Below are 13,280 nucleotides of genomic sequence, written 5' to 3'. Positions count from 1 at the left end.
CCCCGGCCCTGAATGGCACAGGATGCCCGTGGAATAGTAGACTCAACAGTGGCTATGACCCGGCAATCACCGGTGAGCTTCCGGAAGAACATGCGGCCGTGCCATGCAGGGCGGCCTGCACCAGTAGAACCGGACGGGTAAGCCCGTCACAGCAGTAATGAGAGGCCGGGGCCAGCGGCCGTTCCTTCGGGGGCACGCAGCGCCGGTAAGTGAGGTGGTACCGCGGTAGGCGTGCAGTCTTCGGACCGCGCGGCAGCCGTCCTCGCATCCTGAACGGAACATCCGGCCCGTGCCGGACGTTCACCCGCGCTCAACCCAGGATGTCGAACATGACGTTTTACCCCAAGGCCTCAGCCAGTACCTCTTCCAACGGCAGCGCCGGCGTTTCCGCCTCCGTGAAGTTTCCGGAGATCGAAGAGCGCATCCTGAAGTACTGGGACCAGGACGGCACCTTCCAGGCCAGCATCGATCAGCGCAGCGCCGACGTCCCCGACGGGGAGCCCGGCAGCAACGAATTCGTGTTCTACGACGGCCCGCCCTTCGCCAACGGCCTTCCGCACTACGGCCACCTGCTGACTGGCTACGCCAAGGACCTGGTGGGCCGGTACCAGACCCAGCGCGGCAAGCGCGTCGAACGCCGCTTTGGCTGGGACACCCACGGCCTGCCCGCCGAGCTCGAAGCCATGAAGCAGCTGGGGATGACCGACAAAACCCAGATCGAAGCCATGGGCATCGACAAGTTCAACGACGCCTGCCGTGCCTCCGTGATGAAATACGCCGACGAATGGCGCAGCTACGTCACCCGCCAGGCCCGCTGGGTGGACTTCGACAATGACTACAAGACGCTCAACGTCGAATACATGGAGTCCGTCCTCTGGGCGTTCAAGCAGCTGCACGACAAGGGCCTGACCTACAACGGCTACCGGGTCCTGCCGTACTGCTGGAAGGACGAAACGCCGCTGTCCAACCATGAACTGCGCATGGACGACGACGTCTACAAGAACCGCCAGGACCAGACGGTGACCGTCACGTTCCCCATCCTTGCCGGGGAATCGGAGCTGTCGCAGAAGCTTGCCGGTGTCCAGGCCCTGGCCTGGACCACCACGCCCTGGACCCTGCCCACCAACGCCGCGCTCGCCGTCGGGCCTTCCATCACCTACGCCGTGCTGCCCGCCGGACCCAACGGCATCAAAGCCGCTTCAGCCGAGGCACCGGTCAGCGGCAGCTTCCTGCTCGCGGCCGACCTGCTGGGCAGCTACGCCAAGGACCTGGGCTACGACAGCTTCGAAGCTGCGGAAGCCGGCGTGGTTGCCACCTACACCGGTGCCGAACTCGAAGGCCTCGAGTACAAGCGGCTCTGGGACGACTTTGCCGACAACGAGAAGTACGGCATGGAGAACGCGTGGCGCTTCGTGGTGGCCGACTACGTCACCACCACGGACGGCACCGGCATCGTCCACCAGGCGCCCGCCTATGGTGAAGACGACCAGAAGGTCTGCGAGGAGGCAGGCATCCCCGTGGTGCTCTCCGTCGACGAGGGTGCAAAGTTCCTGCCGCTGTTCAAGCACGGCGACCTCCACGACATTGTGGGACTGCAGGTGTTCGAGGCCAACAAGCCCATCACCCAGGTGCTCCGTGCCCAGGGCCGGCTGGTCCGCCAGGCCAGCTACGAGCACAGCTACCCGCACTGCTGGCGCTGCCGCAACCCGCTGATCTACCGCGCCGTGTCCTCCTGGTACGTGGAGGTCACCAAGTTCAAGGACCGCATGTCCGAACTGAACCAGGAGATCAACTGGATCCCCGGCAACGTCAAGGACGGCCAGTTCGGCAAGTGGCTGGAGAACGCCCGCGACTGGTCCATCAGCCGCAACCGCTTCTGGGGCAGCCCCATCCCCGTATGGCAGTCAACGGACCCGGAATACCCGCGCACCGACGTCTACGGCTCGCTCGCGGAGATCGAAGCGGACTTTGGCCGGCTGCCCCTGAACAAGGACGGCGAGGTGGACCTCCACCGCCCGTTCATCGACGAGCTCACCCGGCCGAACCCGGACGATCCCCGCACCCCCGAAGAGGGCCAGTCCGTGATGCGCCGCGTGGAGGACGTCCTGGATGTCTGGTTCGACTCCGGCTCCATGCCCTACGGGCAGGTGCACTACCCGTTCGAGAACGAGGCCTGGTTCAACACGCACAACCCGGCCGACTTCATCGTCGAGTACATCGGCCAGACCCGCGGCTGGTTCTACATGCTGCACATCCTGTCCACGGCGCTCTTCGACCGGCCCGCGTTCAGGAACGTCATCAGCCACGGCATCGTGCTGGGCTCCGACGGCCAGAAGATGTCCAAGAGCCTGCGCAACTACCCCGACGTGTCCGAGGTCCTGGACCGGGACGGCTCCGACGCCATGCGCTGGTTCCTCATGTCCAGTCCCATCCTGCGCGGCGGCAACCTGATCGTCACCGAGCAGGGCATCCGCGACGGCGTCCGCCAGGTGATCCTGCCGCTGTGGAACGTCTACAGCTTCTTCACGCTGTATACCAACGCCGCCAACGGCGGCGCCGGCTACGACGCCAAGCTGCGCTACGAAGGCTACCGGGACACCCTGGACCAGTACCTCCTGGCCAACACCGGTGACCTGGTCCGCAGCATGACCGGCCAGCTGGACACCTACGACATCTCCGGCGCCTGCGACTCGCTGCGCAGCTACCTGGACATGCTCACCAATTGGTACGTCCGGCGCAGCCGCCAGCGGTTCTTCGACGAGGACCAGGACGCCTTCGACGCCCTGTACACCGCTTTGGAGACCATCACCCGGGCCGCGGCGTCCCTGCTGCCGCTGGTTTCCGAGGAGATCTGGCGCGGCCTGACCGGCGGCCGGTCCGTGCACCTCGCCGACTGGCCGGACGCGGACCTCTTCCCCGCCAACCCGGCCCTGGTGGAAGCCATGGACCGGGTCCAGCAGATCTGCTCCACCGGCTCCTCGCTCCGCAAGGCGGCCAACCTGCGGGTGCGCCTGCCGCTGCAGGAACTCACCGTGGTGGCACCCGGCGCGGCCGCCCTGGAGGGTTTTGCCGCCGTCGTCGCTGACGAACTCAACCTCCGTTCCGTCCGCCTCCTGGACGCCGCCACCGCCTCCCCCGAGGAGTTCGGCATCCAGCAGAAGCTGGTGGTCAACGCCCGGGCCGCCGGTCCGCGCCTTGGCAAGAATGTGCAGCTGGCCATCAAGGGCTCCAAGTCCGGCGACTGGTCGGTGGACGAAGCCGGTGTGGTCACAGCGGGCGGGCTGCAGCTCGAGCCCCAGGAGTACACGCTGGAGACAGTGGTGGCAGAATCCGACGGCGGTTCGGCCGCCGTTGCGGTGCTGCCCGGCGGCGGCTTCGTGGTCCTGAACACCGAAGTCACGCCGGAGCTTGAAGCCGAAGGACTGGCGCGCGATATGGTCCGGGCCATCCAGCAGGCGCGCAAGGACGCCGGCCTCAACGTGAGCGACCGGATCCGGACCACCGTCACCGCCCCGCAGAACGTGGTGGATGCCCTGCTGGCCAATGCCGACCTCGTCAAGGGCGAGACATTGACCGTTGACCTGGACGCCCAGGCAGGCAGCACGGCTGAACCCGCCGTCGTCGTTGAAAAAGTGGAGGCCTAGGACATGACCGACGAATTTTCCGTGGAGAGCGTCTACGCCGAACTGCTGGGCCGGGCGCCGGAAAACAAGATGGAGCCCCGCCTGGCGCCGCTGTTCCGCGCCATGGACGTGCTGGGCGAGCCGAACAAGGCGTACCCGATCATCCACGTCACCGGCACCAACGGCAAGACGTCCACGTCCCGGATGATCGAGTCCGTGCTCCGCGCCCATGGCCTGAGCACGGGCCGGTACACCAGCCCGCACCTGTCCAAGGTCACCGAGCGGATCAGCATCGACGGCCATCCGGTTCCGGACGAAACATTCGTCCGGATCTGGGACGAAATCCGGCCCTACCTGCAGATCGTTGATTCCGAGCTCGAAGCCGAGGGCCAGCCGCGGCTGACCTACTTCGAGTGCCTCACCATCCTGGGCTTCGCCATCTTCGCCGACCAGCCCGTCAATGTGGCAATCATCGAGGTGGGCCTGGGCGGCATCACGGACGCCACGAATGTGGGCGACGGCCAGGTATCGGTGGTGACGCCGATTTCGCTGGACCACACCGACCTCCTCGGGGACACCACAGAGGATATTGCCCACGAAAAGGCCGGCATCATCAAGCCGGGCGGGTACCTCGTCAGCGCTGCCCAGCCCCTGGACGCGGCGCAGGTACTGCTGGAGAAGGCCAACGAAGTGGGCGTGCCGTTCCGCTTCGAGGGCGTGGAGTTCGGCGTCGAGTCCCGCACGGTGGCGGTCGGCGGACAGGTGGTGACCATCCAGGGCATCGCAGGCCGCTACCCGGAGCTGATGGTGCCGCTGCACGGTGCACACCAGGCACAGAATGCCGCCGTGGCGGTAGCCGCCCTGGAGGCATTCTTCGGCGGCGAAAAGGAACTCGACTTCGAGGTCCTGCAGGAAGGTTTCGCAGCTGTCACGTCCCCCGGCCGGCTGGAGGTGGTCCGGACCGCGCCCACCATCATCGTGGACGCCGCCCACAACCCCGACGGCATCAAGGCCTCAGCCGCCGCGCTGCAGGAAGCGTTCACGTTCACCCGCCTGGTTCCCGTGGTCGGCGTGCTCAAAGAGAAGGACGCCGAGGAGATCCTCCGCGATCTTAGGGAATCCCTTGGCGACATGGCATCGGAATACTGCTTCACCCAATCCAACTCGCCGCGCGCCGTTCCTGCCGCAGAGCTCGCCGAGCTCGCGGTGGACCTCGGCTTCGGCGAGGACAACGTGCACATCGCGGAGAAGCTGGACGATGCGCTGGAATGGGCCGTGGAGCGGGCCGAAGCCAACGATGACCTCTCCGGCGGCGTGCTGGTCACCGGATCAATCACCCTGGTTGCCGAAGCCCGCATCCTGCTCGGCAAGACGGAGGCGTAGCCATGGCCAAACTGACCAAGGCGCAGCGGGAATGGCGTCCAGGCATGCCGAAGAAGCGCCGGTCCACCAAGGTGATGTTCGCCTCCACCGTCCTGCTCCTGGAAGCGTTCGTCATGTTCTTCGCCACCCTGGTGGTGTTCGGCCTGCGGCGGGGCGAATTCCCGCCGGCCCTGATCCTCGGCGTGGGCATTGCCCTCAGCGTGGTCATGGTCTTCGCCTGCGCGGTCCTCAACAAACCCTGGGGGATCGGATTGGGCTGGATCCTGCAGCTCGTCCTGATCCTGACGGGCATCTTTGAGCCGGCCATGTTCCTGGTGGGCGCGCTCTTCGCCCTGGCCTGGTGGTATGGCATCCGGACCGGCATCCGGCTGGACCGTGAAGCCTCGCAGCGTGCACGCGAGCAGGCTGAATGGGAGGCGGCCCATCCCGACCAGGCCGCAGGTCCCGCCCAGGCGTGACCTGCGGCGCCCGCCCGGGTCCCGGCCCAGCCCTGTTCCCACGCGCCGTCCTGGCAAACCAGTCCCCGTAGACTTATCCCGAAACCCCCACCAACGCATTGGAGCAGTTGTGACTACAGAGCGCACCCTCGTCCTGATCAAGCCCGACGGCGTCGCCCGTAACCTGACCGGCGCCATCCTGGCCCGGATCGAAGCCAAAGGCTACAGCCTGGTTGAGCTGAAGAAGGTCGACGCCACCCGCGAACTGCTGGAGCAGCACTACGAGGAGCACGTAGGCAAGCCGTTCTACGAGCCGCTGGTGGAGTTCATGCTCAGCGGCCCCGTCGTGGCGGCCGTCTTCGAAGGCCACCGCGTGATCGAAGGCTTCCGGTCGCTGGCGGGCACCACGGACCCCACGACGGCGGCCCCGGGCACCATCCGCGGCGACTTCGGCCGCGACTGGGGCCTGAAGGTGCAGCAGAACCTGGTGCACGGCTCCGACTCCACCGAGTCCGCTGAGCGCGAGATGAAGATCTGGTTCCAAGAGAACTGATACCAAAAGGGAGGGCCGGCGTTCGGTTGAACACCGGCCCTCCCTTTGCTGTAACTGCGGCTAGAACCCTGACGTTCCTGCGAAGATCTGGATGAACGCGAAGAAGATGGTGGCGATGACGGCCACGTAAAGCAGTGCCGTGATGATCCAGCCGGAGTCACCCAGGACACGGGCCGCGCCCGCCGGCATCGGGATCACTCCGGCCGAGATGTTGCGGATGGTGGTCCAGACAAAAAGTGGAATCATGGCGGCCCAGACGATCATGCATAACGGGCAAAGGACGTGGATGGCGTACAGCGCCTGGGACCACAGCCACACGACGAAGATGAAGCCGAGCGTAACGCCCGCCTGCAAACCGATCCAGTACCAGCGGGCGAAGGTCGCCCCGGACAGCAGGGCCATGCCCACGGTGATGATGACGGCGAACGCCACAATGCCGATGAACATGTTCGGGAAGCCGAAGAGCGAACTCTGCCATGTCTTCATGACTTCGCCACAGGAGATCCAGGGGTTCACGTCGCATACTGTGACGTGGTTGGGGTCCTTGAGCACTTCGAGCTTTTCCAGCACCAAGGTTCCGGAGGCAAGCCAGCCCACAAGTCCCGTGACCACCAGCAGCCAGCCAAAGGGCCGGTTGCGGGTCATCCGTGGGACGTTTGCGGCAGCACTGGTCTGCGGATCGACGGCCCGTTCCTGGTGATGGGCGCTGACAGGGGAGATGCTGGGCATTGGTGTGGCGTCCTTTTCGTCCGGTGCTCCTGTGCCTGATTGTAACGCCGGAGCCTGAGGCCACCACACAGCAGCGGAAGAGCATCGCGTTGCCTCCGCGGCGATCCGGCGCGGGTATGAGAGAATGAACGTGGCTGGAAGCCGATCCACATTCGGACTCCGGTCCGGTGGTTTGTTCCAAGACCGCCAATGATGAGCAGGGCAGGCTTCGGATTCTTCCGGCACTCCCGCGACTCCATTGGGCGGCACCTGGTTGTGGCACGCAGAACAACGGGTTTCCTGAACATCCGCCGGCTCCCACGGGCTGCCGCACCCCAACGACGGTGCGAACCTGGGAGTATCCACTTGACTTCTGTCAACGCCCGCGGGTTTTGACAATATGTGCCCCAATGGGTGCCGGATGTGGCGGTACGTCAGGGGCAGGAGTGTTGCCACATATGGACAATGATCAGGAACTGGCCGTTAACGAAGATGCAGCGGCCGTGGAGGCTGCAGCACCGAAGAAAGCTGTCCGCACCCGCCGGAAAGCGGCTCCGAAGGCGGAGGCTGCCCTGACCGACGCCGGGGCTGCGGCTCCTGCGGAGACGGATGCCATCCCCGGTGCCGACGGCGGAACAGTAGAGGCAGTCGGGGAAACCAAGGCTCCGGTCCGGCGCACCCGGGCACGGAAGAAAGTTGACGCCGCCGAGCCCCTGCCCGCCTTCGCCGGTGAAGCCGCTACCAGCGCGGCCGGTGCCGCCGCCGGTGACGCTCCCGCGGCAGCTCCTGAAAGCCCGGCAGCCCAAGCAGCTCCCGAGACCACGCCTGCTCCCGACGTCGCGGTTGACGCTGAGGCCAAGCCTGCGCGCCGCCGTCGGGTAGCCACGCGCAAAGCCGCTTCCCCGGCCGCCCTGACCCAGCCGGAAGCGGAGGCCGTGGATGCCCCGCCCGCGGAATCCGCCGCCGCGAAAGTAACAGCCGGGGACTCCACCGCTGCAGAGGCAGCCGCCCAGGAAGCACCCGCCCAGGAAGCACCTGCCGAGGAAGCACCTGCTCCGGAGGCCGCAGCCCCCGCGGCAGCCCCCGATCAGGCGCCGGCACAGGAACCCGGGGCAGCACTGGCAGGGGAGCCGTCCAAGGGCGAGCCCGCCGCCGCAGCAGCGGCCAGCCCCTTCGGGTCCCTGTTCCTTGAACCCGCTTCCCCCACATCTGTCATCTTCCAGGCACCTGACCTGAGCACCGTGGTCCGTCCCGCTGTGCCGGCCGTCGAGGAACCCGAGGAAGATGAAAGCGACGACGGCGACGACTCCTCCAGCCGCCGCCGGCGCCGCACCCGGGGCCGGCGGGGCCGCAGCCGCGTCGGCGACGGGGCCGGCGAAGACGCCGAGGACGGCAGTGCAGAAACTGACGCCGAGGACGAAGCCGACGAGGACAGCGCCGCGCAGCTGGAAGGCGGTGTCACCTCCCGTCGCCGCCGCCGCCGCCGTCGCGGGGACCAGGACCTTGAGCTGACCGGCGGCGGGGACGACGATCCGCCCAACACTGTGACCCGCGTCCGTGCGCCCCGCGCCGTGAGCGAAGCGCCCGTGAGCAACCGGGTCACCAGCGTAAAGGGCTCCACCCGCCTGGAAGCCAAGAAGCAGCGCCGGCGCGAGTCCCGCGACACCGGCCGCCGCCGCACCGTCATCACGGAAGCCGAGTTCCTGGCACGCCGTGAATCCGTTGACCGGCAGATGATCGTCCGCCAGCGCGACGACAGAATCCAGATCGCGGTCCTCGAAGACGGCGTCCTGGCCGAACACTTCGTGTCCAAGACGCAGCAGGACTCGCTGATCGGCAACGTCTACCTGGGCAAGGTCCAGAATGTGCTGCCGTCCATGGAAGCGGCCTTCGTTGACATCGGGCGGGGCCGCAACGCCGTCCTGTATGCCGGCGAGGTCAACTGGGAGGCCGTGAACCTCGAAGGCAAGCAGCGCCGCATCGAAAACGCGCTGAAGTCCGGCGACACCGTGCTGGTCCAGGTCACCAAGGACCCTGTCGGACACAAGGGCGCCCGCCTCACCAGCCAGATCTCCCTTCCCGGCCGCTACCTGGTCTATGTGCCCGGGGGTTCCATGACCGGTATCTCCCGCAAGCTGCCCGACGTCGAACGCAACCGCCTCAAGCGCATCCTCAAGGACCGTTTGCCCGAGCACGCAGGTGTAATTGTCCGCACCGCCGCCGAAGGCGCGTCCGAGGAAGAGCTGACGCACGACATCAACCGGCTGCGCGCCCAGTGGGAAGGTATCGAAAGCCAGGCAGCGTCCACCAAGATCCTTGCCCCCGAGCTGCTCTACGGCGAGCCGGACCTGACCATCAAGGTCGTCCGCGACGTCTTCAACGAGGACTTCTCCAAACTCATCGTTTCCGGCGAGGAGGCCTGGGACACCATCGAGGCGTACGTCACCTACGTGGCGCCCGATCTGGTGGGCCGGCTCGAGAAGTGGACCAAGGACCAGGACATCTTCTCCGCCTGGCGCATTGACGAGCAGATCCACAAAGCCCTGGAGCGCAAAGTCTTCCTGCCCTCCGGCGGCTCCCTGGTGATCGACCGCACCGAAGCCATGACCGTGGTGGACGTCAACACCGGCAAGTTCACCGGCAGCGGCGGCAACCTCGAGGAAACCGTCACCAAGAACAACCTCGAAGCCGCAGAGGAGGTGGTCCGCCAGCTGCGGCTGCGCGACATCGGCGGCATCATCGTGATCGACTTCATCGACATGGTGCTCGAATCCAACCGGGACCTGGTCCTCCGCCGCCTGGTGGAATGCCTGGGCCGCGACCGGACCAAGCACCAGGTGGCAGAAGTTACCTCGCTGGGCCTGGTCCAGATGACCCGCAAGCGCATGGGTACCGGGCTGCTGGAAGTCTTCGGCGAGCAGTGCGAAGCCTGCGCAGGCCGGGGCGTGGTGACCCACGACGATCCCGTGGAGCACCGCCGCGCCAACATCGTGGCCGCTGAGCACCACGTCCAGCGCACCGACAACCGTCCCGAGCCCCGCGGCGAAGCCCACCGCCCGGAAGGGCAGCGGAACGACAACGGCCAGCCCGGCGTCCGTCCGGAGCGTAAACGCCGCCGCGGCCGCGGCAACGCGCAGCCCGAAGCGGCCCCGGCCCCGGCAGTCCACGTCCACACCGTCCAGGCCGACCCGACAGATGCTGAGCGGCACGCGAAGGCGGAAGCCACCAGGCTTGCCCTGGCCAACATCGCAGCTGCCGCCCACGCGGCGCACCTGCACGACGACGAGGTGGCCGCTGCCCGGCAGGTGCCGTCTGTCCCGCCTGCTGCCGCTCCCGACGGGGAGAAGCACGACGACGACACCCCGGGGCGTCCCGCGGCCGTCCTGACGTTCGGCGGTGAGCAGGTCCCGCTTCCGTTCGTGGAGCACGCTGAGGAGCACCACCCCAAGCCGGCTCTCACCCTGGACCGGTTGGCCGAAGCGTTCGCGCAGCTCGGCCAGCCCGCATCCTCCATGGAGGACGCGCTGGCCAAGGACGCGGATGCCGAACAGCGTGCGGAAGCCGGACAGCCTGTGGAAGCCGGACAGCCCGTGGAAGAAGCGGCGGTGGCACAGCGGCCGGCAGCGGTGGAAGCCCCGGCGGAAAAGGACTACTCCGACCACACCCTGGAGCAGTCCCGCCAACGCCGGCCACGGCGCCACCGTGCCGCCAGCCGTGCCCAGGGGGCCGCCAACGAAACCGCTGTCCAGCACCACGAGAACGTCCAGGCAACGGGCGCCGGTCACTCACATGCCGCGAAGGCTCCCGAGTCCGGCAAACCCCAGCCCGGCGCGACCGCGGGACCGGGCAAGGCTGCAGAGGAACCCATCATCCTCGGCGTCGGGGTACCCGCCTCGGAGCTCTAAGCAGGCCGGGCCGCCGCGCCAGCATTTAAGTCCCCGTCGAGTGGACAGTCCCCCTGAATGACGGGGGGTACAGTCCACCGGGCGGGGACTTCCTGCATCCGGGGGATGTCACCTTTCCCGCGCCCGGGGGTCAGCAGCTACTCTGGAAACCGACACGGGGTGCCGCGCAAAGGCCGGCTGAGATCCAGACCCGTTGAACCTGTCCGGCTAGTACCGGCGAAGGGATGTCTTTTGTCTTCGACCCTCTCCATGCCCCTCGCGGCTGTCCCGGAAACTGCCCCGCAGCCTGTGGGCCGTGCCGTCCCCCGTGTGCTGTCCATCGCCGGTTCCGACCCGTCAGGCGGGGCCGGCATCCAGGCGGACCTCAAGAGCATCGCGGCCCACGGGGGCTACGGCATGGCCGCTATTACGGCGCTCACCGCACAAAACACCCGGGGCGTGCAGGACGTGCACGTTCCTCCGGCCGGGTTCCTGGCCCGGCAGCTGGACGCTGTCAGTGATGACATCAGTATTGACGCCGTCAAGATCGGCATGCTGGGTGATGAGACGGTAATCCGCACTGTCCGCAGGTGGCTCGAAAAGGTGCGCCCCGCCGTCGTGGTCCTCGATCCGGTGATGGTGGCAACCAGCGGTGACCGGCTGCTGCAGGAATCCGCCGAGGCCGCGCTGCGGGAACTGCTGCCCCTTGCCCACCTCATCACGCCGAACGTGCCCGAGCTTGCCATGCTGGTGGGGGAGGACCCAGCCGCGGACTGGGAAACGGCGCTGGACCAGGGCAGGCGCCTGGCCGCAGCCACCGGGGCCACCGTGCTGGTCAAGGGCGGGCACCTGGCAGGTCCCGGCTGCCCCGATGCGCTGGTCAACACCGGCGGCCTCCTGGGCCAGGAAGTGGTGGAAGTCCATGGTGACCGGGTTGCCACCCGCAACAGCCACGGCACCGGCTGCTCGCTGTCCTCCGCCATGGCCACGGTGCAGGCATGCCTGGGCAACTGGGAAGCCTCCCTGCGGACGGTCAAACCCTGGCTGGCAGGTGCATTGGAAAGCTCCGGCGTACTGGAGGTAGGCCAGGGGAACGGACCGGTGCACCACTTCCACCACGTCCGGCCGGCCCTGCCGGAAGGGGGCTTCGCGGCCCTGTTGTGGTCTGAAGCGCAGCAGGACCTCGAGGATATCTACGCGCTGGACTTCATCGACGGCCTGGCCTCCGGCGGCCTCGCCGAAAAGGACTTCGCCTATTACCTGGCCCAGGATGCCCTTTACCTCAACGGCTACTCGCGCGTGCTTGCCCGTGCCAGCGCCATGGCCCCCTCCGAGGCCGAGCAGCTGTTCTGGGCCGCCTCTGCCCAGCAGTGCCTCGAGGTGGAATCGGAACTGCACCGCTCCTGGCTCAGCACCAGGCCTGCCCCGGGCGGCCTGGGCCCCGTGACCAAGGCCTACGTCGACCACCTCACGGCAGCGTCGGCGTCGGGCAGCTACGCAGTCCTGGCCGCTGCCGTCCTGCCCTGTTTCTGGCTTTACGCCGAAGTGGGCGAAAAGCTGCACGCCCGCTTCCTTGCCTCCGGCGAACCGGACGGACACGCCTACGCGGACTGGCTCCGCACCTATGCCGACGAGGGCTTCGCCGCGGCCACCCGCAGGGCCATTGCCATTGTGGACGCAGCGGGACGGAACGCGTCCGACCATGAGAGGTCCGCGATGGTAAGGGCCTTCAAGCAGTCGTGCCGACTCGAAGTTGAATTCTTCGACGCGCCGCGGCTGCATTCCTGACCGCCGGGAGGCAGCCGCACCGCTATCATGGAACGGCACGGTAACGGCGTTGCCGCCGGCTTGTGGTTATTATCACAGCCGGGCCGCCGGAACCAGCCTCATTTGCGGCCGAAGACGGATTTAGCGTATTCTGGATCTTCGGTGCTTACGCCAACACTTGGGTTATGACCCCACGGCGTTGAGGCACAGCGAAAAACCAGGCTTTTAGTGAGTCGGTTACGCACGCAAATTTTGTTATAAACGTCGAGAGAAGTGAGTTCCCAAGTGGTGTACGCGATTGTCCGCGCAGGCGGCCGCCAAGAGAAGGTTTCCGTTGGAGACTTCGTTACCCTGAACCGCGTCGCCGGTGGAGCCGGCAGCACCATTGAGCTGCCCGCACTGCTCCTGGTTGACGGTGACAAGGTCACCTCCGCCGCCGCCGACCTGGCCAAGGTAACTGTTACGGCTGAAATCCTCCAGGACCTCCGTGGTCCTAAGATTGTCATCCAGAAGTTCAAGAACAAGACCGGGTACAAGAAGCGCCAGGGTCACCGCCAGGAACTGACCAAGGTCAAGATCACCGGCATCAAGTAACCACCGGTTACTGTTCAGGTATTTCAACAGATTCCCCAGAATTTAGAGGCAGGCATTTCAGATGGCACATAAAAAGGGCGCGAGCTCCACTCGCAACGGTCGCGATTCCAACGCTCAGTACCTCGGCGTCAAGCGCTTCGGCGGCCAGGTTGTTTCCGCAGGCGAGATCATCGTCCGCCAGCGTGGCACCCACTTCCACCCGGGCGCCGGCGTTGGCCGTGGCGGGGATGACACCCTGTTCGCCCTGACCCCGGGCGCCGTCGAGTTCGGCACCCGCCGCGGTCGTCGCGTGGTCAACATCGTTGCTGCTGCAGCTGCAGAGTAACAACAA

Annotated in this window: 9 protein-coding genes and 1 riboswitch; of the genes, 8 read left to right on the top strand and 1 reads right to left on the bottom strand. The window is 66.6% G+C overall.

Going from position 1 to position 13,280, the window contains the following annotated elements; all coding sequences use genetic code 11:
• The first annotated feature begins 329 nt into the window (after positions 1-329).
• The 4 genes from ileS (at position 330) to ndk (ending at position 5,996) form a co-directional block, all read left to right on the top strand.
• The gene (gene ileS / locus ACTJK0_RS13030) at positions 330-3,644 is read left to right on the top strand and encodes an isoleucine--tRNA ligase (protein ID WP_440745451.1); all 3,315 of its coding nucleotides are present in this window, start codon (positions 330-332) and stop codon (positions 3,642-3,644) included.
• A gap of 3 nt (positions 3,645-3,647) precedes the next feature.
• Complete coding sequence (locus tag ACTJK0_RS13025; RefSeq protein WP_440745450.1) at positions 3,648-5,006, top strand: bifunctional folylpolyglutamate synthase/dihydrofolate synthase; 1,359 nt, start codon at positions 3,648-3,650, stop codon at positions 5,004-5,006.
• 2 nt (positions 5,007-5,008) lie between these two features.
• The gene (locus ACTJK0_RS13020) at positions 5,009-5,464 is read left to right on the top strand and encodes a DUF4233 domain-containing protein (protein ID WP_440745449.1); all 456 of its coding nucleotides are present in this window, start codon (positions 5,009-5,011) and stop codon (positions 5,462-5,464) included.
• A 109-nt stretch (positions 5,465-5,573) separates the two neighbouring features.
• Positions 5,574-5,996, top strand: a complete 423-nt coding sequence (gene ndk, locus ACTJK0_RS13015; protein ID WP_110540870.1) for a nucleoside-diphosphate kinase — start codon at positions 5,574-5,576, stop codon at positions 5,994-5,996.
• 60 nt (positions 5,997-6,056) lie between these two features.
• Here ndk and ACTJK0_RS13010 read toward each other — a convergent pair whose 3' ends face one another.
• On the bottom strand, positions 6,057-6,725 hold the full coding sequence (locus ACTJK0_RS13010; RefSeq protein WP_110540869.1) for a vitamin K epoxide reductase family protein: 669 nt from the start codon (positions 6,723-6,725) through the stop codon (positions 6,057-6,059).
• Between the two features lie 437 nt (positions 6,726-7,162).
• On the opposite strand from ACTJK0_RS13010, the gene ACTJK0_RS13005 reads away from it, so the two are divergent.
• The 4 genes from ACTJK0_RS13005 (at position 7,163) to rpmA (ending at position 13,274) form a co-directional block, all read left to right on the top strand.
• Positions 7,163-10,609 (top strand): Rne/Rng family ribonuclease, encoded by a 3,447-nt coding sequence (locus ACTJK0_RS13005; RefSeq protein WP_440745448.1) that lies wholly within the window; start codon positions 7,163-7,165, stop codon positions 10,607-10,609.
• A 145-nt stretch (positions 10,610-10,754) separates the two neighbouring features.
• A riboswitch (TPP riboswitch) is annotated at positions 10,755-10,851 on the top strand.
• 7 nt (positions 10,852-10,858) lie between these two features.
• The gene (gene thiD / locus ACTJK0_RS13000) at positions 10,859-12,376 is read left to right on the top strand and encodes a bifunctional hydroxymethylpyrimidine kinase/phosphomethylpyrimidine kinase (protein ID WP_440745494.1); all 1,518 of its coding nucleotides are present in this window, start codon (positions 10,859-10,861) and stop codon (positions 12,374-12,376) included.
• 264 nt (positions 12,377-12,640) lie between these two features.
• Positions 12,641-12,949 (top strand): 50S ribosomal protein L21, encoded by a 309-nt coding sequence (gene rplU / locus ACTJK0_RS12995; protein ID WP_003803420.1) that lies wholly within the window; start codon positions 12,641-12,643, stop codon positions 12,947-12,949.
• A 61-nt stretch (positions 12,950-13,010) separates the two neighbouring features.
• Positions 13,011-13,274, top strand: a complete 264-nt coding sequence (gene rpmA, locus ACTJK0_RS12990) for a 50S ribosomal protein L27 (RefSeq protein ID WP_009372867.1) — start codon at positions 13,011-13,013, stop codon at positions 13,272-13,274.
• Positions 13,275-13,280 lie beyond the last annotated feature (6 nt).

Source organism: Paenarthrobacter sp. 22069 (assembly GCF_052046035.1).
In the GTDB taxonomy this organism is placed as follows: domain Bacteria; phylum Actinomycetota; class Actinomycetes; order Actinomycetales; family Micrococcaceae; genus Arthrobacter.
The sequence above is the reverse complement of the archived record's forward strand: the minus strand, read 5'-3'. Positions and strand labels throughout refer to the sequence as shown.